General features: G+C 69.3%; 18 protein-coding genes and 1 pseudogene. 3 read left to right on the top strand and 16 right to left on the bottom strand.

Going from position 1 to position 21,979, the window contains the following annotated elements:
• Positions 1-56: 56 nt before the first annotated feature.
• The 4 genes from CG740_RS17040 to CG740_RS17025 all read right to left on the bottom strand — a co-directional run bounded on the left by CG740_RS17040 (position 57) and on the right by CG740_RS17025 (position 5,231).
• Positions 57-833, bottom strand: a complete 777-nt coding sequence (locus CG740_RS17040; protein ID WP_100575985.1) for a 4'-phosphopantetheinyl transferase family protein — start codon at positions 831-833, stop codon at positions 57-59.
• The gene (locus tag CG740_RS17035) at positions 830-1,675 is read right to left on the bottom strand and encodes a metallophosphoesterase family protein (RefSeq protein WP_100575984.1); all 846 of its coding nucleotides are present in this window, start codon (positions 1,673-1,675) and stop codon (positions 830-832) included. Before CG740_RS17035 ends, CG740_RS17040 begins: the two co-directional genes overlap by 4 nt.
• 471 nt (positions 1,676-2,146) lie before the next feature.
• On the bottom strand, positions 2,147-4,309 hold the full coding sequence (locus CG740_RS17030; protein WP_199846487.1) for a HelD family protein: 2,163 nt from the start codon (positions 4,307-4,309) through the stop codon (positions 2,147-2,149).
• A gap of 526 nt (positions 4,310-4,835) precedes the next feature.
• The gene (locus tag CG740_RS17025; protein ID WP_100575982.1) at positions 4,836-5,231 is read right to left on the bottom strand and encodes an immunity 7 family protein; all 396 of its coding nucleotides are present in this window, start codon (positions 5,229-5,231) and stop codon (positions 4,836-4,838) included.
• A 215-nt stretch (positions 5,232-5,446) separates the two neighbouring features.
• Between CG740_RS17025 and CG740_RS41895 the strand changes: the two genes are divergently transcribed.
• Positions 5,447-5,701, top strand: a complete 255-nt coding sequence (locus CG740_RS41895) for a type I restriction enzyme endonuclease domain-containing protein (RefSeq protein ID WP_100575981.1) — start codon at positions 5,447-5,449, stop codon at positions 5,699-5,701.
• A gap of 91 nt (positions 5,702-5,792) precedes the next feature.
• Here CG740_RS41895 and CG740_RS17015 read toward each other — a convergent pair whose 3' ends face one another.
• The 5 genes from CG740_RS17015 to CG740_RS16995 form a co-directional block, all read right to left on the bottom strand.
• Entirely contained in the window at positions 5,793-7,223 is a 1,431-nt protein-coding gene (locus tag CG740_RS17015) for a DUF6177 family protein (RefSeq protein ID WP_199846482.1), read from the bottom strand.
• 58 nt (positions 7,224-7,281) lie between these two features.
• Positions 7,282-7,623, bottom strand: coding sequence for a hypothetical protein (locus CG740_RS17010; protein ID WP_199846481.1), 342 nt, complete (start codon positions 7,621-7,623; stop codon positions 7,282-7,284).
• 106 nt (positions 7,624-7,729) lie between these two features.
• Entirely contained in the window at positions 7,730-8,749 is a 1,020-nt protein-coding gene (locus CG740_RS17005) for a hypothetical protein (RefSeq protein WP_234376302.1), read from the bottom strand.
• On the bottom strand, positions 8,746-11,034 hold the full coding sequence (locus tag CG740_RS17000) for a hypothetical protein (RefSeq protein ID WP_100575980.1): 2,289 nt from the start codon (positions 11,032-11,034) through the stop codon (positions 8,746-8,748). Before CG740_RS17000 ends, CG740_RS17005 begins: the two co-directional genes overlap by 4 nt.
• Positions 11,031-11,438 (bottom strand): DUF6507 family protein, encoded by a 408-nt coding sequence (locus CG740_RS16995; protein ID WP_159030315.1) that lies wholly within the window; start codon positions 11,436-11,438, stop codon positions 11,031-11,033. Before CG740_RS16995 ends, CG740_RS17000 begins: the two co-directional genes overlap by 4 nt.
• 1,065 nt (positions 11,439-12,503) lie before the next feature.
• Between CG740_RS16995 and CG740_RS40975 the strand changes: the two are divergent.
• Positions 12,504-12,701 (top strand): annotated as a pseudogene (locus CG740_RS40975) (DUF1203 domain-containing protein); the annotation flags it as partial.
• 107 nt (positions 12,702-12,808) lie between these two features.
• On the opposite strand, the gene mtnC reads toward CG740_RS40975, so the two are convergent.
• From mtnC to mtnA, 3 genes are read right to left on the bottom strand one after another with little or no spacing between them, the layout of a single operon-like run.
• Positions 12,809-13,531 (bottom strand): acireductone synthase, encoded by a 723-nt coding sequence (mtnC, locus tag CG740_RS16980; RefSeq protein WP_100575977.1) that lies wholly within the window; start codon positions 13,529-13,531, stop codon positions 12,809-12,811.
• Positions 13,528-14,106 (bottom strand): 1,2-dihydroxy-3-keto-5-methylthiopentene dioxygenase, encoded by a 579-nt coding sequence (locus CG740_RS16975; protein WP_100575976.1) that lies wholly within the window; start codon positions 14,104-14,106, stop codon positions 13,528-13,530. Before CG740_RS16975 ends, mtnC begins: the two co-directional genes overlap by 4 nt.
• A gap of 12 nt (positions 14,107-14,118) precedes the next feature.
• On the bottom strand, positions 14,119-15,828 hold the full coding sequence (gene mtnA / locus CG740_RS16970) for an S-methyl-5-thioribose-1-phosphate isomerase (RefSeq protein WP_100576084.1): 1,710 nt from the start codon (positions 15,826-15,828) through the stop codon (positions 14,119-14,121).
• 829 nt (positions 15,829-16,657) lie between these two features.
• Here mtnA and CG740_RS16965 point away from each other — a divergent pair.
• Positions 16,658-17,347, top strand: coding sequence for a Crp/Fnr family transcriptional regulator (locus CG740_RS16965; RefSeq protein WP_100575975.1), 690 nt, complete (start codon positions 16,658-16,660; stop codon positions 17,345-17,347).
• A 280-nt stretch (positions 17,348-17,627) separates the two neighbouring features.
• Here the strand turns inward: CG740_RS16965 and CG740_RS16960 are convergent, their stop codons facing one another.
• The 4 genes from CG740_RS16960 to CG740_RS16945 form a co-directional block, all read right to left on the bottom strand.
• Positions 17,628-18,944 (bottom strand): MalY/PatB family protein, encoded by a 1,317-nt coding sequence (locus tag CG740_RS16960; RefSeq protein WP_100575974.1) that lies wholly within the window; start codon positions 18,942-18,944, stop codon positions 17,628-17,630.
• 78 nt (positions 18,945-19,022) lie between these two features.
• Positions 19,023-20,261, bottom strand: a complete 1,239-nt coding sequence (locus tag CG740_RS16955; protein ID WP_100575973.1) for a cytochrome P450 — start codon at positions 20,259-20,261, stop codon at positions 19,023-19,025.
• Between the two features lie 101 nt (positions 20,262-20,362).
• Positions 20,363-21,664, bottom strand: a complete 1,302-nt coding sequence (locus tag CG740_RS16950; RefSeq protein ID WP_199846480.1) for a beta-ketoacyl synthase N-terminal-like domain-containing protein — start codon at positions 21,662-21,664, stop codon at positions 20,363-20,365.
• A complete protein-coding gene (locus CG740_RS16945) occupies positions 21,661-21,954 on the bottom strand; it encodes a phosphopantetheine-binding protein (RefSeq protein ID WP_199846479.1) in 294 nt (97 codons plus the stop codon). The genes CG740_RS16950 and CG740_RS16945 overlap by 4 nt, the downstream gene beginning before the upstream one ends.
• Positions 21,955-21,979 lie beyond the last annotated feature (25 nt).

Raw genomic sequence — 21,979 nt, 5'->3', positions numbered from 1 at the left:
ATGGCCCCTGACGATGCGTCAGGGGTCATTGGCGTCTCCCTGGGGAAGGCGGCGGATCACGAGCGTGGCGAGCACCGCTGGAAAGCACCGGGCGCGGCGGACCCGCTGGACGTGGCGGGCGCGGCGGACCCGGTGGACGTGGCGGACCCGGTGGACCCGGTGGACGCAGTGATCGTGATGGCGCACAGCAGAAGGCCGCGCTCCGCCAGCCATCGTCCGTCGAGCCGGCGGATCGGCGGAAGCGCGGAGGAGGTACGCGGCGGACGGATGTGTGCGGTGAACGCGCCCGCGCCTTCCTCCCGTTCGAGCGCGAACGAGAGTTCGGCGTCCGCGAAGTCCAGCCGCTGCCCCGTCCAGGGATACCAGGTCTTGTACGCGGCCTCTTTGGCGCTGAACAGCAGCCGGTCCCAGTGGATTCGGGGCGCGACACGCGACAGTTCGCGCACGTGCCGCAGTTCGCCGGGGACGGCGATCGAGTCCAGGACGCCGTCCGGGACCGGCGCGTTCGGTTCGGCGTCGATGCCGAGGGCCGCCACCGCGGAGGTTCGGGCGACCGCCGCCGCCCGGAAGCCCGCGCAGTGGGTGATGCTGCCGAGGACCCCCGCGGGCCAGCCCGGTGCTCCGTGGCGGCCGGGCAGGATCGGCGCGGCACGCTCCCCGAGGTCCGTCAGGGCCCGCCGGGCGCACCAGCGGGCGGTGGTGAACTCACGCCGGCGGACATCCACGGCGTTCGCGATCAGCGCGGCCTCGGCCGGGTACAGGTCCCCGGGCTCGGCCACGTCCTCGGACGTGTCCACCGCGCAGACGCCGGACGCCACCAGCCGCTCGATCATCGGCCCTCCTCCGGAAGGATCGAGCGGAGCCCCGGACGGGGGTGGCCGGGTCTGCGCCACTCGCGCGGGTAGCCCACCGACACCTCCTCGAAGCGGACGCCGTCGTGCCAGGTCGTCCGGGGAATGTGCAGATGGCCGTACACGACCGCGCGGGCGCGGAAACGGCGGTGCCAGTCCGCGGTCCGCACCGTTCCGCACCACTGCGCGAAGTCGGGATACCGCAGGATCCGGGTCGGTTCGCGGACCAGTGGATAGTGGTTGACGAGGATCGTCGGCAGCTCCGGATCACAGGCCGCCAGCCGCGCCTCGGTCACCGCGACCCTGGTCTCGCACCATGCCTCCCGGCTGGGATGGGGATCCGGGTGGAGGAAGAACTCGTCCGTGCAGACGATGCCGTTCGCCTCGGCGAGGGCGAGGGAGCGCTCCTTGGTGGTGGCGCCGGGCACCCGGAACGAGTAGTCGTACAGCACGAAGAGCGGCGCCACGGTGACCGGCCCGCCGGGCCCGCGCCACACGGCGTACGGGTCTTCGGGGGTGAGCACGCCGAGGCCGCGGCACAGCGCGACGAGGGCCTCGTACCGTTCCTGTCCGCGCAGGCGCAGCGGGTCCTGGCTCGTTGTCCACAGCTCGTGGTTGCCCGGCGCCCAGACGACCTGCGCGAAGCGCCGGCTCAGGAGGGACAGGGCCCATTCGATGTCCTCGGACAGCTCGCCGACATCGCCGGCGACGAGCAGCCAGTCGTCGTCGGACGTCGGCCGGAGGCCCTCGACGATCGCCCGGTTCTCCTGGTGTGCGACGTGCAGGTCGCTGATGGCCAGCAGCCGCCCCCCTCCTCCGCTCATGTCATGCCTTCCGTTCTGTGCGTGAACGTCTTCCGCGCGTGAGGCCCGGCCGCGCGGCTGGTGCTGCCGCCCCCTGTGTGCGGCAGGCGGGCCTTCCCGCGGGCACCCTTCCCGCGGGCACCAAATGCCCGGCGCGGCGGCTGCATTCGTCGCGATTTCCGCGGTCCGAAATTGACTGGCCCGTCAACCCGTTCTTCGCGCTGCCCAAATCGGCGCGCAATCTCCCGTCCCCCATAAAACCGATCCCCCGTTAACTCACGTTCAAATCGATACCGTTCGATCTTTGATAGAGGAGGATGTCACGGAGCCACGGGAACTGTCCACCCCTAACTAGCCTTTGTACACTGGGCTGTTAGCAGCTGAGGAATAGCAAGAGGTGCCTTCCGAACGGCGCCTGCGGGAACTCCTCCGTTTCCCTCACGCGCGATCGACAAGGCACCTCCGACGTGGAAGTTCCGGCCGGGTACGGCGTCAGGCGGGCCGGCCGGTGATGGTGCAGAGGCGCTTGGTGGCCCGGGTCAGGGCCACGTACAAGTCCCGCTCCCCGCCGGGGCGGCACGTGATGATTTCCTCTGGGCTGAGCACGACGACCCCGTCGAATTCCAGACCGCGCGCTTCGGACGCCGGCACAATGCGTGCGTAATGCCCGATGCCCTGGGACGTCAGCTCGCTCACCCTGGTGTCCGCGCAGATCACTCCCAGCAGCTCGCCCGGGTGCGCGGCGCTCTGGGCCCGGAGTTCCTGGGCGACGGCGGTGACCAACTCGTCCGCGGGCGTGGTCACGGTGCGAGGGCGTTCACCGTTTCGCAGTGACCGTGTGGGGTGCTGCTCCGGGGCGATCCGTGCGAGCAGGTCCCGGACGTTCTCCAGGATCTCCTGCGTGGTGCGGTAGCTGACGGTGAGGTTGTGCAGTTTGAACCGCGGTCCGACATGCGGGCTCAGTGCCTCCTTCCAGTCGCGTGCTGTCGCGACCGGGCCCGCCTGGGCGAAGTCGCCCACCAGCGTCATCGCCCTCGCCGGGCAGCGGCGGACGATCATCCGCCACTGCATGGCGGTCAGTTCCTGCGCCTCGTCGACGACGACGTGCCCGTACGTCCGCTCGGGAGGCCCGTCGACCAGGCTCGCCGCCTCGTCCAGCAACGGCACATCGGCCTCGGTCCACGGGACGTCCTGGCCGCGCAGCAGCAGGGACCGCTCCTCGGCGGTCAGGCAGGGCAGGTGCTCGGCGAGAGCGTCGGCGTCCGTCAGGAGCGCCTTCACGAGGTCCCCGGGAACCAGCCGCGGCCACAGCTCCTCGACGGCCCGGTCTACGCCGGCGTCGTCGAGGAGATCGGCTCGGATGGCGTCCAGATCCAGCTCGTGGACCGGGCCCGGGTCGGCCGCGCCTTCGGCACGGCCCCGCACGACTCCCGTGAACCGGTCGAGGTTGATGCCCGTCATCCGTTCGGCATCGGCGTCGATCTGCTCCAGGAGGTCGCCCATGTCCCGTTGCATCGCGTCGGTGACGGCATCGACCAAGAACTCTTTGAACGCCTGGCGCGCGGGGTTGTGCCCCTGGGCGGCCGCCAGGGCGGCGTCGCGGGCCGTGGCGACTTCCTCGCCGGACACGTGGACCGATTCGCGTCCGACCCGCACGGTGAAGTCACCGGCGGGGGCCTGGTGGACGCGCAGCAGGTCGGCCAGGGCGTCGGCGAGGTCGGAGCGGCCCTCCAGGCGTGCGGTGTCGAACGGGTCCGCTGTACCGGACGTTTCCGCTGTGACGAACGGGTCCGCAGTACCGGACGTTTCCGCTGTGACGAACGGGTCCGTAGTACCGGAGGGGTCCGCCGGGTCCGTCGAAACTCCGGCCAGTTCCCGGCAGGTCGCCAGGTCGACGTCGTTCTCTCCGAGCGAGGGAAGCACCTGGGAGATGTAGTCGAGGAACCGGGCGTTCGGACCGACCACCAGGACGCCCTCCTCCGCGGCGCGCGGGAACGCGTACAGGACGTAGGCCGCCCGGTGCAGGGCGACCACCGTCTTGCCGGTGCCGGGCCCGCCCTGCACCACGGTCACCCCGCGGTGGGCGGAGCGGACGATCTCGTCCTGCTCCGACTGCAACGTGGCGACGGCCGCGTGCATCCTGCCCGTACGGCGTGCCGACAGCGCCTCGGCCAACGGGCCGTCCCCCACGACGTCCTCGTCGGTCGGGGCGGTCCCGTCGAGGAGTTCGTCGCTCACCGAGACGACGGTGCGCTCCTCCAGGCGCAGGTGCCGGCGCCGCCGCAGGCCCATCGGGTGGACCGGGGTCGCCTCGTAGAAGGGCCGCGCCGCGTTCGCGCGCCAGTCCACGAGCAGAGGCAGGTCGTCGTCCTCCGTGTGCAGGCCGATCCGCCCGATGCGCAGAGCCGTGCCATCGGTCCGGTCGATGCGCCCGAAGACCAGCCCCTGTTCGGCGCCCTCCAGCCGCCCGATTTCCTTGGCCAGCCGCTCGGCGGCGATTTCTCTCTCGTACGCCTCACCGGCGCTGTCCGTCGGGGCCTTCAGCACGCTCGCCCGGTTTGCTCGTGCCTCGGAAATCCGCTCGGTGAGCAATTCATACAGGGAAGATACGTAATCCCGCTCCGAGTCAAGGGCACGCACAGCGGGATCGTTCATTTTCGACAACGCGAGGCTCCTTCGGGTTCGACCCGCACCATACGGTCAATGCCCCTGGAAAGATAAGTCTTGACTTACTCGGCGAAGCTTGTCTCCGATGCCGGACGCAGCGCCCGGCCCATGACCGACAGGCGCCAATCGCAGAACTCCCCGGCGTCGCCATGGCGATTGATCGAATGACACGCCTCGTCGAATTTGCGGACCGACTAGTTTTGTGTCTCTGATGAATTTCCAATCGATGATTTTGCGCCACGGCGAGCCCCCGTTGTCCGAGGGACGGGCGTCCAGGGAACGGCCCGAGTTGCCCGGCGCCGAGCGGGCGGGGTCACGTGTGGGTGCAACCCGAATTGACCAGGCTCCCGGCAGGCGGGGGGCGGTTTCCTGCGACCTAGCGGTGGCGCGGTCGCCGTACGCCGTCGTGAACCGGAGCGAGGACGGGCCGTACCGATGCCGCGCGGCTGGACGACGTGGGCAACTACTCTCCGGATCTTCCGAGTTGACGAGTAAGGTCGGGCGCCGCGGCAGGTCAATCCTCGATGATCGGCCGCACCGGCGACAGAAAGGGGTCGAGACGCGTCGTTACCTCGCCGCGCGCCAGCACCCGCACCCTGAAGGCACCCGGCCCGGGCGGCGCCGGGAGGCTGTCCGAGCGCTCGTACAGAAGACCCCACGCGCCGGGGAAGCGGCGCGCGATGAAGGCAATCAGGGCGTCCAGCTCCTCGGCCTCGTCGCGCCGCCGGTTGACCAGCCCGTCAGCCCGCACGAACCACTCCCCGTTGTGGGCGCGAAGCACCGCCTCGCCCGTCGACCAGTCGAGCGCCTCGACCCGCTCGCGCAACTCGTCGATACCCCGCTGCAAGGTGCCGGTGTCAGCTTCCTCGGGCGACTCCGCGATACCGAACCAGCCGTGAAACTCGTACATGGTCCTCTTTCGATGCGTCACACGATGCGTCACAAAGGGCTGACGCCAATGACGGGTTCGACCGCGTAACGTCCGCCGCGGTCCCGGAGCTTGTTGATGGCCTCAGCGGCGTTTCACCCTCGCAGTGGAAGTACGGAGTGCAGGGTACGGGCGCTATCCACCGAGCGTTCCAACGTCGCCCAGGCCTGCTTACGGAGGGCGCTTCCATTTTTTGAATTCTCTCGGGTTTCGACATCGCCCGCGCGCTGGTGACGACTGTGCGTCGGCATCCGACTGCGGACTGGGTCGCCCCCGAACCGGTCCGCGCCAGACTGCGCAGCACCATCAAACGACTGCCCGCCCGGCACGGATACCCACCCGCGGAGGTCTTTGACGCGGTCGAGCTCATCACCAAGCACCCGGAGTATTTCGCCCGGGGGTGGACGCGTTACGTGCGTGGTTCTGACGCACGCTGCCGTTTCCACGGCTGAGGAACCATCACGTCCGCCAGCCGGGGGTCCTGGTGTTCCAGGGGCATGCCCGTCGGGCGCCCATGCCTGCTCGGCCGCTCATTCAGGTCATTCAGGCCGGACTGCGGCTGGCGTTCACATACGCGCTGACCCGGTGCAAGCGCTGCCAGGCAGAAGGATCGGTGCCGTCGCCCAAAGCGAAGTACAGGGCCGGGCGAGCAGTTGGGCCGAGTTGCACGGGGGCCAGGTCGGCCAGGGCGCGGCGCGTACGGTCGAAGCAGAGGTCCGCCGTGGCATGGGGGCCGAGGGTGAACGAGATGGGGGTGGACGCCGGTTCGTGGTGCGCCGGCGCCGTCAGGTCGGCTCGGGCCGGGCGTAGCTCGGTGACCATCGTGGCGAGGTTGTGCCGGTCGGCGAGGGCCTCCGCCAGTGTCGGCAGCACGTCCACGGGAGGACGTTGGTCGGCGGCGTGACCGAGGGCCAGGGTGATGTGTTCCTCGATGCCGGCGTGGGTGTGGACGATGCGGGTGGTGGCGATGGCCGGTCTCTCGGGAGCGCCGACGACGACGAGCCAGGTGGGCAGGGAGCTGCGTGCCCTGTCACGGGCCAGGGCCGTCAACTGGGCTCGTGACCAAGGCAGGTTGACAGGCTCCGCGGTGGACCATCCGGCGGGTGCGGCGCCGGTGAGTAGCTGCCAGGCGCATTCCAGCGCGCCGCCGAGGACGAGCTGGTCGGTGGCGGGGTGGATGGTCCGCAGCGACAGCACCAATTGCCGTTCGCCCACCCCGTCTGCCCGGGGGTGCTGGAAGGGCAGTGCGATGCGCGGTCGCCCCTCGCCTTCGACGGTCGGAGTGAAGTGCCCGTCGCTCCAAGCAAGTTCGGATCCGGTGAGGCCGTCCCGGTAACCGTGCTCGGGGTCCTGCACGACCCATCGGCCGGGCATGTGGTCCAAGAGGGTGCGCAGCGGGAAGGTGAGTCGGGTGCTCGGCGGGGTGATGAGGTGGAGTTCGCGACCGGTGCCGGTGGAGAAGCGGATGACGTCGGTCAACCAGGTGGTGGCGGCTGCGATGGGGCGGTCGTGGATGACGAGGGCGGCTTTGCCGGTGAGTATGTCGATGCCCGTCGGCCCGGGCAATCCCTGACCTACGTGGTCGGTTTCGAGGACGGTGACCACGTCGGTATGGGCAGCCTCGCGAGGCCAGGTGGTGCCGCCGAGCAATGCCGTCAGCCGCCCCGCCACGGAGCCTGCCAGCCGCCGAGCCTCCTTGATGGCGCTCGCGCCGCGCACCTCGGTCCACCACACCGGAGCAGCGGGATCCATGTCGGTCATCCGGCCCAACAACCGTGCTGCTTCACCGGGGAGTTGGAGGAAGCGAGGCGCCTCTATCGAGACGAGGGGCCGTCCGTCGGCACGGCACAGCTCCGCGACCGCGCCACCGGCCGCCCCGTTCACCCTCAGGTCCGGACCGCCCGCGTGCAGCGCGGCGAGGAGCGTCTTGGTGTCCGGCATGGCGGGGGTGAGGGCGATGACGTCGTGGGTCATGTAGCGCTTTCTGGGTGGCGTGGCACGAGGGGCGAGCGCCGTTGATGCGCTGGAGGAGTCAGAGCCTGCTGGTCAGGTCGGGCCCCATGCCGTCGTCATCGGCATCCGGGGTGGCGAGCCCATCGGCAGTAGCTCTTCCGAAATAGGTCGGGTCGCCAATCTCCGGAGGCATCCCGAGCACCGTGGTGAGTTCGTCCAAAGCCGCTGCGAGCCGTGGTGCATTGTTCCGGAATACCTCAGGATGCGGGCGCCCCGAGAAGTCGAACCAGCCCCAGATGTCATGGTGCACGGACAGTTCGGCCGAGAGACCGGTAGGGGCGGTGGAGAGAGACAGATCGACAAGTCCGTGTTCGGCCCGGGGCTGTCCGTGCGCGTCGATCCAGGTGCCTGTGCCGAGCACCTTGATGGTGGCACCGCATTTCTTTGGCGCACGGAGCAGTACGGAGCAGTACGGAGCAGTGTGGACCGAGAGCTTTCAGACTGGAAAGGGCGAGACCGCACAGGCATCAGTACCGGCCCGACAACTCTTCCAGCGCGTCCAGAGACGTGAGCTCCCGGACGGCCCCGGGGATGAGACCGGTCTCCGGCCGCGGCGGTCGCCGGGCCAGCCAGTCCAGTGCGGCGAGCGGCGTCAGGCCCTGGCCATGGGCTTCCCGCAGGGCCAACAGCCATTCGGCACCCGCTTGGAAGGCAATGTCACCGACGGCGACTCGCGGCGCGAAGCCTGCGGCATCATCGGCTACCGAGGCCCACAGGTACCCCACCAGGTGCCCGGCGTGCTCGACGGCGAGATAGCGCACCGGGTGATCCGTGATGCACTCGTACTCGTCCTCGGAATCCGGGAGGGCAGAGCGCAACCTTCGGTCCTGGTCCGGGACTTCGAACGTCCCCCAGGAATCGTCGTAGGCGGGCCCTTCGATCCTGACGTCTTCGAATCCGTCCGGAGTGGGTTTCGCGAAATAGTTCTCGTCGCCGGGGTCGGGCGCGCTACCGAACAGAGCCGAAATCTCCTCCAGAGCAGCAGCGAGTCTGGGCGCGTTCAGAGCGTGTACCTGGGGCTGCTCCCGGTTCCGGGTGTCGATGGTCAACCACGCGTCGGAATAGGTCTCAAGTGTCACCATCAGAGAGCGTCGTGCCCAAAGGGTCACCCGGATGGTGAACAGCTTCTCCGCTCGGTACTTTCCGTCGGGCTCCAGCCAATATCCGGGGCACTCGACCCTGATGGTGACGACGCAGTCCTCCTCGACCGACTCCGCCTGGTCCATGGCCCTCGCGAATGCGGTTCCGGGGGCGAGTGGCTCCGGCTCCAGGTTCATACCGTCGGCGTCGATCAGTACGTCTCGCACATCGCCCGCGGATCGAACGGAGACACCCACCTTGCCGACGGGGGTCGCCAAATCCCGCTCGGCCAGAATGTTCCAGATTCCGAGGGCGACTTCCGCCGCCCGGGCAGCAGGCCGGACCTCGCCGGAGGCCGGCGCGACTTCCCAAGTCCAATCGCCCACAGGCATTGACGAGTTGATCACAGCATGTCCTTGGGGTCGATTTTGCTGCCGGGTGGGACGACGAGGGGTCCGTCCTCAAGGCGTATGACGAACGTGATTTTTAGGTTCTCCGGGTGGTCTACGTCACGACGGACAGCCATGAGTTCATCATACGAACCGTTGGCCATCCATTCGGCGCGCGTTCCCCGGCCGCCGTCCACAAGCAGCACACGATAGTCCGCTTCGGCGATCGCCAACTGGTTCAGGTACTTCGGCCGGGTGATCTCACCAACCTGGTCAGCAGGGTCGTTGAGGTGCTTCATCTGATAGGCGTAGACCTTGCCGGACTCGTCTGCGATACGGACGTCGACATCGGCGCCGGGTGGGTGCTTGAGCTCGAAGTCTATGGAATGCGCGGGCACACCGCTCTTCACCAAGTCGTCGGCGAAGATGAGTTGATCCGCGCCCGGCTGGAACATCTGCTTCTTGCCTGCTCCGAGCGATTTCACCACCGTGGCGAATTCGTCGCTCTGATTGAACTGGCCCGAAGCGATGATGTCGGCGACCCTCTGTCCATCGGCTTCCGTGGTGAGCCGGTCGATCACCTTCTCAAGAAGCTTGGGATTCGGCCGCACTTTTCCGGGGATGCCCTTGACGGCATCCCGCAGCCGTTGCTCCGTCTCTCCTCCACGGACCATCGGCTGCCCCTCGCCCCCGGGCGAAGCCGCACCATGTCCACCAGAGGTGTCGCCACCCCCGGACCCGCCGTCGCCGGGACCGTGCGGTGTGTGCGGGCCATCGACGGCCGCACCCCGGCTGCCACCATCGTCCGGACCGTGATGACTCGCGGCACCTTCCCCGTGCTCGCTATGCCCAGTCGGGTGGTCGGTCTCTCGCCAGTCGTGGCCGTTCGCCGCGGGACCGGTGTCCTTGCCACTCCCCCCGTGCGTTTCGTGACTGCCCCCTGGCGGCACCCCCTCCCCCGCACGGCCGGCCGCCCCCTGCCCGTGGCCTGACACCCCCACACCCGCGAGCTGCCGCTCGCCACGCCCCGTCCCCGTCGCGAGGTCCCCCTCGTGCCCGCGCGGCGCCGGTGCCAGGTTGGGTGTGCCGTCCGCGTTGATCGGGACGAGCCGGCTGTCCTTGTCGATCCGGTAGCGGTGGTCCAGGTCGAGGATGCCGCCGGGGAACTTCGACTTCGGTATCTGGAAGTGGTCGGTCACGTTGGCCAGGACTTCGGAGACCTTGGGCAGGTCCGACAGGGCCTTGACCGCCTTGAGGCTGCCGGAGAGCGGATCGAGCACATCGCCGATCTTCGCCACGGTGCCGGCCGCCTTCGCGATGGCACCCCCCTTGCCCAGTCTCGCGACGCCGGCGGCAGGTCCGGAAGCCAGCGTGATCAGGTTGAAGAAGACCACCGCATGCGCACGCGCGGGATCTTTCTTCTGCATGTCGTAGGCGACGAACTGCTTGCCGAACTCTTTCGCGTACGCCTCGCTGTCACGCTGCCAGCTGGACAGGTGCTCGCCCTCACCGAGCAGGTCCATGCCGTACGCATAACCGCCGACAAAGGTACGGCGCAACCCGTTCCATGCCTGGCTCTGAGCGTCCAGACCGTGGTAGCCGAGCAGAGTGCCGATACCGTCGATGCTGCCCCAGATGCTGTCCTTGGCCAGACCGTCCCACACCCAGCTCTTGGCGCCATGCCGCCACCAGTCCAGGCTCCAGCGCTCGTACGTCCGCTCGTCCGGGCTGCCCCACGGCAAACTCTCCATGTCCTTGAGCGTGGCGGCACTCTCGCCGTACATGCCCTTCGCGTGCGTGCCGTCGTCCGCGATCCACGTCGGCCGGCACTCCGCCGGGGCAATCGCCTCGATCTTGTTGGCGGCACGGCGCTCCGCGTCCTGGAACGCCACGCGCGCCTCGCTCACACCGTCGACCAGTTCCCGATCGCGATCGACCTTGTCCTGGTCCTTGGTCCAGCCGTCGTCCCGCTGGACCTCGGCGACGAACGCGATCGCGTCCAGCTTCAGCTGCTTGAGCCGATCCGCGTGCGGCCTGGCCTCGGCGGCGAAGATGTCCAGCGCGTCGGCGAGGGACTCGATGTGCGTGGCGAACGTGTCGGCGGTGTCCATCACCGGCCGCGTCGAGGAGAACAACTGCTCGGCTTCCGGCGCCTTGTAGTAGCCGGCCGTCGCCTGGAAACGCGAGTGCACGTCCTGCCCGTTGTTACGGATCCCCGTCGCATACGTACGCAGCTGCGAGACCGCGGTCGCCAGTTTGTCGAAGTCGCCGGTGTACTGCGGGATCCCACCCGGCTCGATCATCCCGACTGCTTCCCGCCCTTGCCGCCGGGCTCCTTGCCCACCGCGGCGAGCTCTTCCGGAGTGGGTGCCTTGGCCGCCTCACGCTGCGCCTGCGCTGCCATCTCCACATCGCCCCCGATGTACTCGGTCGTGGCCTTGACCGTGCCGTCCATCGTCTTCCTCGTGCGGGCTGCCATGAACGTGATGCTTCCCTTGGTGTCGGACGCGAAGTCCGCCACCGCTACACCCACCGGCCCAATCGGCACGTCACCGCAGTACGGACCACTGATCGTCCCCACGAACCGCGCCGCATCCACCGTGCTCTCGCCGTAGCCCTTGATGTCCTTGCTCAGGTCATCCGCCGCAAGCCCAACCAGCGACAGCACCGACGCAACCCCGCTCGGCGTTATGTCCCACCCCGTCATCAGCGCAACCCCCCGTAACCCTGTAGCCCCGTAGTCGGTATGCATCCTCACACACACCACTGACACACACCGATGCCCATGATTATCAACGGGCTCGTTGCACATGCAATGCAAATCAGGCCATGCATGGGCGCTTTCCAACCCTCCCTTGGCGCAGGCCGAAGGACGAGGACGGCCCTCCGGTGCCAGCGCCCAGCTGCTGCGGCAGATCACGAGACGGCCTGGTTGCGGCGGCGTTTCCAACCCTTGCGGTGGCGTGGTCCTGTGATGCCGGGCGGCGGAAGATCATGGGACGGCAGGGAGTCCGCTCTCAACAACGGCACCCGAGAGATCTCCATGCCAGGGAGGCGGAGGCCCTCAAGGGCGTCCTCCCCTGGTTCGATCTATTCGATCTGACAGTGCGGCAGATCGCGGCCATCGCCGACGGCTTGACCGTCCTCGCAAGAGATGTCCCCGACTGGAACGTGCTCGCCTTGGCCGGCGGCAACGTCGGCGCAGAGTGGGGGGATTGGGGGATTGGGGGATTGGGGGATTGTGAGGTCAGGTAGAACGCGCGGAAGAGCCGCGGCCGCTTCCGTTCTGCGCTGTCGCCGTCCTGTTGCCCGGCGGGTGTGGAACGCAGGTGGCGGGCCGATCCCATGGACCACTAGGGAGCCCTCCACAGCCACCGGAGCCCGCCTCGCCGACGACCGCGGCACGCTTGTCCTCGACGCACAGGTGCCCAGTGGCGAGCACCCCTGTGTGCGGGACCTCAGGGCGGTACTCACTGGCCCCGTGCAGGGCACCGTGCTGGTCCAGATCACCTTCTCCTCACCGTCGATGGACAGACGCTCCGGGTGCACCGGGGAGAGTACGGCCACCTCAGAGGTGCGACTAACAGGTCTGCTGGACCAACACGACGTGATCGTCGGCCGCTCCGTGCACCTCACTGCACCTCACCATCGACGGTGCGAAGCCGCCCGCGTTGCGACTGTGCGGCCAATTGGGCTGTCGGCCATCGACCACCGGCTGTACTGCCGCCTCCTACGACCAGGCGTTGATCGCGGTCAATGCGCCCGCACAGACAAACCGGGACTCAGAGAAATCCGCCGCCACAACGCTCGGGGGCACATCGCCGGGGGCGGGCTCTTCGTGATCCCCGATGACGCCCCAGCCGGGTTCGAGCAAGCCTTCGACGACGCGTTCGCCGCTCCTGAGGTGGCTCTGGTCCATGTCAGGGCCTTGGAATACGGATGCTTCCATTTCGAGGTCCGGCGCCCATGAGGGGCCGGCTCCGGCGACCCGGCCCGCGGACACCGTCGTCCACGAGATCTCCGGCAGGTGAACTGCGCCGAAGGCCGGCTGCCGACCTACCCCGGTCGGGGTGAGGGTCAGTCCGCGGCGTGGTGGGGCGCGAGCAGCCCGTCGAGCGAGTCGACGTTTCGGTAGCCGGGGACGGTCGGGCCTCGGGGGTCGTCGTCCCGCCGGACCGCCACCGTCTGCCAGCCGGCTGCTGCGGCGGCATCGAGTTCCTCGGCGACGTCGCTGGCGAACACTATGCTCTCGGCCGTCGTCCCGATGCTCTTCTCGATGGCCTCGAAGGAGGCGGGGTGGGTCTTGCCACCCGCGGTGGTGAGGTCGAAGTATCCGTCCAGCAGCGGGGTCAGATCACCGAACGCGGTGTGGGCGAACCAGTCACGCTGCGCGGCTACGGCGCCGGACGAGTAGACGTACCGCGCGATGCCGGACGCCTTCCAGCGCGCGAGCGCGACCGGTACATCGGGGTAGACGTGGCCCGTCAGCCGGCCCGTCTGGTATCCGTCCGCCCAGATCAGCGCCTGGAGAGTCTTCAGCGGCGGGGCCTTCACATCGCGATCGGACCACTCCTGCAGGACGACGACGGCCTGGCCGGTCGTCAGCTGCGGTGCCCCGGTGAACTCCTGCACGGAGGCCACTATCGCGCGCCCGTCGTCGCTCTCCGCGTGACGCGCCAACCAGTCGGCGAGACGGCTCCGGGCGTAGGGGAAGAGCACGCGGTGCACATGGGAGATGGAGCCAGTGGTGCCTTCGATGTCGAGGACGACGGCCCGCGCCGCGTGTGAGACCCCGCTCACCGGCTGTCCGCGAGCAGTGCGTCCAGACGGGGAAAGTGCTGGGCGATCGGCTCGCCGGTGAAGTCCCCGACCCAGCCGTCCTGCTTCTCGAAGAAGCGGATGGCGGCGAACTCCGGGCGCAGCCCCATGTCGAACCAGTGCGGGGTGCCGGCGGGTACCGACAGCAGATCACCCGCCTCGCAGACCACCGCGAAGACCTGTCCGTCCAGGTGCAGGTAGAAGCAGCCGGTGCCGTGGGCGAAGAAACGCACCTCGTCCTCCGCGTGCCGGTGTTCCTCCAGGAAGGTGGAGCGGGCAGTGGCGGCCTTCTCCCGCGCCTCGGGGGTGTCCTCGGCGTGGATGCGCGCGACGTCGACCAGTTGGAGTCCCTGCTGCGCGCACAGTCCGTCGATCTCCGCCCGGTAGGCGGCCACGAGCGCGTCCGAGTCGACGTCCGCGGCGACCTGGATGCGCAGCGGCCAGCGCTCGAAGGCGACGCCCCGGGGTTGCAGGGCGCGAACGATGTCAGCTTCGTCCCGGGTCCGCAGCACGACGGTTCCGGCATCCTCGGCGGACATGACCTGAAGCAGTGTCATGGTGAGGTCCTTTCACAGAGCGGGTATCGCAGGGTGGGCACCGGCCAGCAGAAGCAGCTGGAACATCGCTTCGAAGCACTCCAGGCGGTTCTTGGCCTGGGCGAGGTCCTCCCCCCAGACCGTGATGCCGTGGTCCACGATCAGCAGACCGCACACGGCGTCGCTCTCGCGTCGCAGATGTGCTGCCACTTCGTCCGCGATGCGCGGCACCTCGGGCCAGTTGGCGAAGACGGGAACCAGGACGCCGTCCGGCTCTGCGCGGCCCAGCCCTTTGATCAATTCGAACCGTTCCAGGAGCACCGGGGGGATGTCGGCGTCGCGCCCTTGGAGCGACGCGACGGTGGTGGCGTACGGCGAGTGGACGTGGATCACCGCTCGGGCCGGTGTGTGCCGGTAGACGGCTGCGTGGATGGCAGTCTCGGCGGAGGGCCGCGGCGAGCCGGGCCGCACCGCGGCCCCTGTGGCCGCGGCCACCTCGACCATGTCCGTGCACGACAGGTCGCCCTTGTCGCGCCCACTGGGCGTGATCAGCGCGGTGCCGTCCGGTCCGGGGATCCGGACCGAGAGATTCCCGGCTGTTCCGGGCATCCAGCCGCGTTCGTACAACGCGGCTGACATGACGGCCAACTGGTCGCCGATGCAGTCGCGTTCTCCTCCGCCGGGGGGCCGCACCGTCCGGCGCTCCGAGACGATCGCGGTGATCAGCTCTGCCGGCGTCACGTCGAACGCGGGGTTGTAGGCGGCGGCTCCGGCAGGTGCGGTGCTCACGCCGCCGCATCCGGTGACCTCGGCCGGGTCACGCTCCTCGATGACGATGCCCGAGCCGTCCGCCAGTGTGCGGTCCCAGGTGGATTCGGGGACGACGACGATGAAGGGGATCTTGTGCCGGGCGGCGGCGACCGCCAGCGCGTAGGTGCCTATCTTGTTGGCGGCATCCCCGTTGGCGGCAATGCGGTCGGCGCCGACGAGAACGCAGTCCACCATGCCGCGGGCCATCGCGGCGGGACCGGCGGAGTCGGTGCACAGCCGGTAGGGCACGGACGCCTCGCCGAGTTCCCACGCGGTCAGCCGGGCGCCCTGCAGCAGCGGCCGGGTCTCCCCCACCAGGACCTCGCGTACTTGGCCCCTGGCGGCGAGGTGGAGTATCACGCCCAGGGCGGTGCCCACGGCCGATGTCGCGAGGCTGCCGGTGTTGCAGTGGGTGAGGACACGGAGCCGGCCTGACGGGCAGAGCTCGCTCACCAGCTGTGCGGCACGTTCGACCGCGGCCTGGTTGGTGGCCGCGTCCTCGGCGAGCAGGTCGCGGGCGCAGGACAGCACGGCCTCCGGGCCGTTCGGCAGCTGTTGCAGAGTGCGGTCCACGGCCCGGGCCAGGTTCACAGCGGTGGGCCTGGTCCGCACGATCCGCCGGGCGTCCGCGTGTACCGCGCCCTCGTCCAGGAAGCCGGCGCTGCTGTGCAGCCGGGCGGACAGGGCCACACCCAACGCGCCGATGAGGCCGATCGTGGGAGCGCCGCGCACCGCGAGGGAGTCGATCGCCGCGATGACCTCGTCGACCGAACGGAGTGTCAGGGCGCGGCGGTCGTGGGGCAGGGCGCGCTGGTCGAGGGTGACGATGGCGCCGTCCTCCCAGCTGATGGACGAGCGCGGAGCGGGGAGGGGCGCGGCGCCCACGAGGCCGGTACCGCTGTGCGGGGCGGGAGGTGCGGTATCTGCTGACATGAGGTTCCTCGCGATCAGAGTGCGGTGCGGGGCCATCAGGACGGCAACTCCCGCCGTCACGGTCGGTGTTACCCGCGGCGCGCGGAGGACTGGGCTCAGTGTTCTGCCGCTGGAGCGCCCGGGGCGCGGTCGGTGGACGCGGCGACCGAGGCGTCGGAGACGGGGGTGGTGGACATGGGCAAACGTAACCCGCTCGCCCGCCAACCAGGGTCGCGGTAGTGAGGTTGGCCAGGAATCCTCCTCTGCGGTGCGGCTCCATCACCTCCTCGCCGAGGCGCTGGGCAGTGCGCTCGCCAGGGGTGCCGGAGCCGGGGGCCGTCGCGGCGGCGACCAGAATCACGATCGGGGCAGGTCTTCGCGCCGGAGGGGACGGGGCGCGGGCGACCCCGGCTCGCGGCGCCGGCGAGCACAGCGGCACCTGTGACTATTCCGCTACCCGCCGGTAGGGAACCACAGCCGGTCGATCATGGCCGGAAAGCAGCGATCAGATATCGACAGGGTGCACGCCATTCCGCGTATAACACCCATTCATGGGCGCCGATTTTAGTCATTAAGCGAGCGATCGCGTCAGTCCACGTCGGACTTGTGGCTTCGATGACGGAACAGTGTAGATTCGGTAACAGCCGCAAGTGAGGCGCCGGCAGCACGAGTTCACCTATTGATCAAACCAATTAGGCACCGCCGGCCCGCCCGAAGCCACCAACCACCCGCCGCCACAAACCAATGGCATACCTTCCGGTTAAGTATCCGCACACGGGCAAAGACAGGCAGTGGACAGCCCCGCTCTACTCCCCCATCCGGGACGTGGACACGGCACTAGTGGAGCAGAATGGAACCCTTCTGTGAGGCTGAAAAGATCTTCGCGTACAGGTTACGAGAAGCCGCCGACGACGGCTTGAGCACGAGCGCCACCCGAGTCCACATCTCCCGGCATGATCATGTGTACAACTGCGGCCAGTCGGACGGCAACGTCTATCTCATCGAGAGCGGTCAGGTGAAAACCCTGACATACACCCGCAACGGCAAGCAGTGCATACTCTCCATCCACGGCGCGGGCAACGTCTTCGGTGAGTCGAGCGTCCTCCTGGCGGCCCGTACCGAAACGGCGCAGGCCATGCAGGCCACGACGCTGATTCGAATACCGGTCGCCCGGATCATGAACGCTCCCGACCCGTCGCTGCGTGACGCCCTGGTCAACCACATGGCAGCCCGGCTGCTCGAACAGCAGGAGGCGATAGCGAACCTGGTGACCATGGACAGCGAACACCGGCTCGCCGCCCTGCTCGTCACGCTGGGCAACAAATTCGGAAAACGGCGCGACACCACAATACTGGTCCGGGAGCGCTTCACTCAGGAGGAGCTCGCCGAGATGGTCGGCACCACCCGCTCACGTATCGGCTACTTCCTGAAGAGATTCACCCTCGCAGGTGCCGTGCATCGCACCGATGAATCTTACCTCTGCATTCACGTACCAGAATTGACCGACTACCTGGACAGTTCAAGACTCGTCGACATATAACCGGAGGACGAGGTGGCCACCGTGTCCGGGCAGCAGCGGGCAGTGGCCGTTCATCGTTTCCGGAAGGGTTCCCGTCCCTGGCCCGGAGCCGCTGTTCCCGTGCGCCATATTCCCGTGGTCACCACGCACCGCGGGAATGCGCGCGCTGTTCGGCGAACATCCGGGAACCCATTCGCCTCGTGGTCATCAGACCTGAGACATGTCGCGTGAGCGGGCGGGGGCCGGTAATTCACGGCATCCCGCAAGTTCTTCACTACCGGTGTCGTCATTCGGCCCGCTCTCACCCCCAGCCGCCGGCGACAGCCTGAAAGCCCGTCACCTCAGCCGAACGGCCACCAGGTGCGAACACGCCACTCCTGCCCCAGGGGCCGATCTGCGGACGAGCGGAGCGGCGCGCACCGGAGAACGAGGCCCCCGCGCTGCTGGTTCCGGCTTCCCGCACCGCCTTCTCCATCCGCCTGACCATCTCCTCCAGCAACTGGCGTGACGTGCCGAAGTTCAGCCGTACGAATCCCTCCTGCCCGTACTCCCGGCCGTCGCTCACCGCCACTTTGGCCCGGGTCAGGAAGAACTTGGCCAGATCGTCGCAGCCGAGCCGGTCGCCGAGACCACGGCAGTCGAGCCAGGCCAGGTAGCTGGCTTCCGGAGGGACGAGCTCGACGTCGCCGCCGAAACACTCCAGCAGTTCGCTGAGCATCCGCCGGTTCCCCTTGAGGTAGTGCGCGGCCGTCTCCAGCCACGGGCCGCCGTGGGTGAAGGCCGCGACGCTCGCCGCCACACCGAGGATCCCCACCCCGTCCCGGTCCCTGGGCCGCATGCCCATGAGCCGCTCGAAGTCGGCGGCCGAACCGGGCACCGCCATGGCGCACTTCAGCCCGGAGACGTTCCACCCCTTGCTCGCCGACGCGGCGGTCACCAGCGGTGTACGGGACGACTCGGGAAGCGAGCCGATCGGCACGTGGCGGCACCCGGGGTGGACCAGCGGTCCGTGCACCTCGTCCGCGATCACCGCCACGCCGTGGTCGGCGGCCAGCCGCACCACCTCCCGCAGCTCCGCCACGGTGAAGACCCGGCCGGTGGGATTGTGCGGATTGCACAGGAAGTAGGCGGACGCCCCATCGCGGAACGCCCTCGCCAGGCCCTCCAGGTCCAGCCGCCACACTCCCCCGCGCAGCCGCATGGGGTTGAGCACCAGTTCGCGGCCGGCCGCCGGGATCGCGTCGAAGTACGGCGGATAGGCCGGCACGTCCACCACGACGGCGTCACCGGGTTCGGTGAACCGCTCCAGCGCCACCTCCATCACCCGCATGGTGTCGGGGAAGAGCACGACCCGCTCCGGCGCGACCCGCCACCCGAACCTGGTCCGCGCCCACCGCGCGAACGCGGCCTGCACGGGCGCGTCGGTCGTGTAGGCGTAGGCGTAGCCCAGGTCCCCGCCACGCTCCAGCATGGCGCGGACGGCGTCGAGGACAGGCTCGGCCACCGGCAGGTCCATCTCCGCGATGTACGCGGGCAGTACGTCGACGGGGTGGCGGTTCCACTTCTCGCTCTGTCTCTCCGCCAGCGCGGGGACCTCCAGCACGTCGAACTGACGCAACAGCCCACTCTGGATCTGCGACAACGAAACCCCCTGCGGCCGATGCGACGAATTGGACGGGTCGGCGGCTGTCCGGCGCTACCAGGTGACGGGCAGCCGCTGGACGCCGTTGATCCCGAACAGGTGGTGCCAGAACGGCACTTCCTCCAGCGGCACGGCGAGCCGCAGTCCGGGGCAGCGCTCGAAGAGCTTCGACAACGTGATCTGGAGCTCCACCCGGGCCAGGGTCTGCCCCAGGCACTGGTGCGGGCCGTGGCCGAACGCGACGTGGCCGCGTGTGGTGCGGGTGACGTCGAGCCGGTCGGGATCGCTGAAGACGTCCGGGTCACGGTTGGCGGCCGCCAGCTGGCAGACCACCCCCTCCCCCGCCAGGATCTCACGGCCGCCGATCACCGCGTCCTCGACAGCGACGCGGTTCATACCGATCTGCATGGCCGTCTGGTGCCGCAGCAGCTCGTCCACCGCGTCCGGGTAGCCGGAGGGATCGGCCCGCAGGGCGGCGAGCTGGTCCGGGTGCTGGAGCAGGGCGAGGGTTCCGGTACCGATCATCGTCGCGGTGGTGTGGTGTCCGGCGGCGAGCAGCAGCCAGGCCAGGACGGCCACTTCCTCGCGGTCGAGATGCCCGGGGGCGACCTGTTCGGCGAGCAGGCGGCTGATCAGGTCGTCGCCCGGCTGCTTCTCCTTGGCCGCGACCACCGCCTCGAGGTGACCGAGGATGTCGGCCTTCGCCTGCCCCATCTCCTCCGGTGTGCTGCGGCCGCTGATCAGCACCCTGGTTCCGGACTCCAGGAACTCGCTGATCTCCTGCGGCACGCCCAGCAGTTCGCACACCACGATCGACGGCACCGGGTAGGCCAGTGTCTCCATGAGGTCGGCGCTGTCGCCCGCCGCCGTCATCCGGTCGAGGCGGTCCTCGACCACCGCCTCGATCCGAGGGCGCATCTCCGCGGCGCGACGGCCGGTGAAGTCCTTGGCGAGCATCCTCCGATAGCGCAGGTGCTCGGCGCCGTCCATGCGCAGGAAGGTGCCCTTGAGAACCTGCGGCACGGCCTGCCGGTACATCCGGGGGAAGCCGGGGTGGGAGCTGTCCGCGCTGAAGCGCGGATCCTCCAACACGGCGCGCACGTCCTCGTGCGCGGTCAGGATCCACGCCTGCTGGCCGCTGGGCAGGGTGGCTCGGGCCACCGGCTCCTCCGCGCGCATCAGGCGGTAGCCGGGCGGCGGGTCGAAGGGACAGCCCGGCGCCTTCTCCTGCGGGAAGGCCGGTCCGTCGGGGCTGGCGCTCAGCCCGCGTCGCTCCCCCGTGGTCTTGGTCATGGTCCCCTCCGGTCCGGCCGGGCGCGGCGCCCGGCACCGCACCGGACGCTAACGGGCGCCGGAGCGGGCGTCTGTTCACTACTGAGCATTGCCCCGCGCGGTCACGCGTCCGGATGTGCCAGCGCCACCGACGTGTTGATACCGCCGAAGCCGAAGCCATTGGACAGGGCGAAGGCGATGCCGGCCGGTGCAGCCGCCGTTCCGGAGAAACGGCACCCCGAATCGGCCGGCTTGTCGAGGCCGGGGTTGGGGTGTACGAAGCCGCCCTGGATCTGGAGCATGACCGCGACCGCCTCGACGACGCCGGCGGCGGCCAGGCAGTGACCCGTCAGGCCTTTGGTCGCGTTGACCCACGGCCCGCCTCCCGCCGCACCGAAGACGTCGCGCAGCGCGGCCGTCTCCGTGGCGTCACCGAGGGGCGAGCCGGTGCCGTGGGCGCTGACGTAGGCGACCTCCCGCGGTGCCAGACCGGCCGCCGCGAGGGCTCCCCGCATCGCCCGGGCCTCGCCGTCGGCCGAGGGGGCGGCCAGGTGGTTGCCGTCCAGCGCGATGGCGTGGCCGGCCAAGCGGCCCAGGACCGCTGCGCCGCGGCGTAGCGCCGAGTCCTCCGTCTCCAGCACCAGGCAGGCCGCGCCCTGGCCGGGGTGGAACCCCCGGTGGCGGATGTCGAACGGGGCGGCGGGGCGCTCGGCCGGGTCGTCTTCGTCCCCGGCGCCGGCCACCGCCATCGCGCCCAGCGTGAGGAAGCCACGGGTCTGCAACTCGGAGAGGTCGCTGAGCGCGCCCACCACGAGACAGACGTCGGCCGCGCCGACAGCCAGCATCCGCGCGCCGTTGACCAGGCCCACGTTGCCGCTGGCCGAGGCGCCGCCGACCGTGAAGCCCTCACCGGTGATCCCCAGGACGCGGCTCAGCGTGGCCACGTGGTCGGTGTCCTGATGGTGCAGTGCGTAACGGGCCGGAAGATAGGCGGGGTTGGGGGCGGCGCGGGCGCGGCTGTTCTCGGTGTAGCGCTCGGTGAGGTTGCTGCCCGCCACGACGACCCCCGTCCGCTCCCTGGCCTCCGCGGCCTCGTGCAGCCCCGCCTGCCCCCACGCCTGCAGGGCCACGGTGACGGCCGCCTGGACCGGCAGGGGCGACCGCCGCGCGGTGCGCAGCGCGAGGTCGCGCAGAGCTGCGGGGAGCTGTGGCAGGGCGTCCAGGGACCGGTCGAGGGCGAAGTCGCGCAGCGACGCGGTGAACGCCGGGCCGGGTGTGGGCGCCGGTCCGGATGCGGGCGTCGGCCCGGGTGCGGACAGACCGCTGCGGCCGGCGCGCAGGGACTCGGCGAACTCCGTGACGCCGTCGCCGACGGAGCACAGCACACCCAGCCCGGTGACCGCGATCCGTGGGGCCGGACTCACAGCTGCTTCCGCATGATCTCCACCAGGGTGCCGATGTCCAGTCCCTGGTGGAACTCGTGGACGGGCACGACGATGCCGAGCGCCTCCATGGTCATCGTGACGATGTCGGCGCGGTCGATGCTGTTGCAGCCCAGTTCCGAGAGGGTGCGGTCCGGGGTGAACAGGGCGAGGTCCAGCTCGGGGACGACCTCGGCGGTGTTCTGCCGCAAGGTGGCCAGTACGCGCTCACCGGCGTCGTCGGTGCCGCGGGTGTCGGGGGTGCGCTCGGGGCCGAAGGACGGACGGGTCACGGTGAACTCCTTCTGGGGGCGGGGT

This window comes from Streptomyces sp. CB01201 (assembly GCF_002803085.1).
Lineage (GTDB): Bacteria > Actinomycetota > Actinomycetes > Streptomycetales > Streptomycetaceae > Streptomyces > Streptomyces hundungensis.
This window is presented reverse-complemented; position numbering and strand designations above follow the sequence as displayed.